The sequence below is a fragment of the Flavonifractor sp. An4 genome (assembly GCF_002161755.1).
Classification (GTDB): Bacteria; Bacillota; Clostridia; order Oscillospirales; family Oscillospiraceae; genus Flavonifractor; species Flavonifractor avicola.
In genome coordinates this window covers 1-1,241 of the sequence record NZ_NFIL01000101.1, presented here as the reverse complement: position 1 = coordinate 1,241, position 1,241 = coordinate 1, and the positions used below count along the sequence as shown (strand labels likewise).

Annotated in this window: 1 protein-coding gene; it reads left to right on the top strand. The window is 60.7% G+C overall.

Annotated features, from left to right (window positions below; all coding sequences use genetic code 11):
- Positions 1 to 876: DUF3991 and toprim domain-containing protein (locus B5F94_RS15855; RefSeq protein WP_143383340.1), on the top strand; the 876-nt coding region annotated here is incomplete at its 5' end.
- Positions 877 to 1,241: the final 365 nt, after the last annotated feature.

Genomic DNA, 1,241 nt, shown 5'->3' with positions numbered 1-1,241 from the left:
CCGCACGGCAACGGCTCCTACGCCACACGCACCCACAGCAGCCTCAAACTCTCCAATGGGAAATGGTACTGGTGGTCCCGTGGCGTGGGAGGCGTCACCGCGCTGGACTATCTTGTGGAAGTGCGGGGCCTGTCTCTGCCGGACGCCGTGCGGCAGATCCTCGGCGCAGGGCCCATGCCCCCGGCGGCGCCTGTCCCCCCGGAGCGGCGCAGGCCCCAGCCGTTTCATCTGCCACCCCGCCACACTAATGACCGGCGGGTCATGGCCTACCTGACTGGCCGCGGCATCGACGCTGAAATTCTCCGCACCTGCATCCGAAACAACCAGCTCTATGAGGATGCAGCCCACCACAACTGCGTGTTCGTGGGCTACGACGGAAACACGCCCAGGTATGCCGCCCTTCGGGGCACATACCCTCGTTCCGCCTTCATGGGCGAGGTGGCCGGGAGCGATAAGCGGTTCTCCTTCGCTGTTCCCGTCAGGGCGGGGCCGCGGCAGACCCTCTGCGTTTTTGAAAGCGCCATTGACGCCCTCTCCTACCTGACCATACTGAAGCAGGAGGGGCGGGACTGGCGCACGGCCAACACCCTCTCCCTGTCCGGCGTCTATGGCCCGAACCGCCGCGGCCGTGATAAGATGCCCCGGGCCCTGGGGCAGTATCTGGAGCGCAATCCGATCAGGCGCATTGTCCTCTGCCTGGACAATGACGATGCCGGACGCATGGCGGCCCAGAGCCTCCAACGCCTCCTGACCGATTACCTGGTATTGGATAATCCGCCGCAGGGGGTCAAGGACTATAATGACCTGCTGTTGCGGCGGTCCAGTTCCCGACGAGTGAGAGCGGGGCGGGGGTGTGACAGTCGGTGCAGGTCATAACCATACTTTTTTATTTCAATGTTTATTTTAGGTTTAATAATACATGGAAAAGGTACACAAATGACTGTCACAGACCTGCACAGCAAAGTCCATAGCATGAAAAGCCGGGAGCCGAAAGGCTTCCGGCTTTTCATGCAGGCCTGGAAACAGAAGTCCCCGCATCCGCTTGCGGGTACTGCGGCAGCCGTATCGAGCGGAGCAAGGTGTTAAGCGTCACGGGCTGTTGCATCGTCTTGTCCTATACCTTTTTAACCTTGTTTACAGTCAGACCTCCTGCTGTCTGCGGCGGTTTCCCCGCCGGGAGTGTGGAGCGGACAGTGTGGGATCAAACCTCATTCCCACGATGACTTCACAAAGGAGGTATG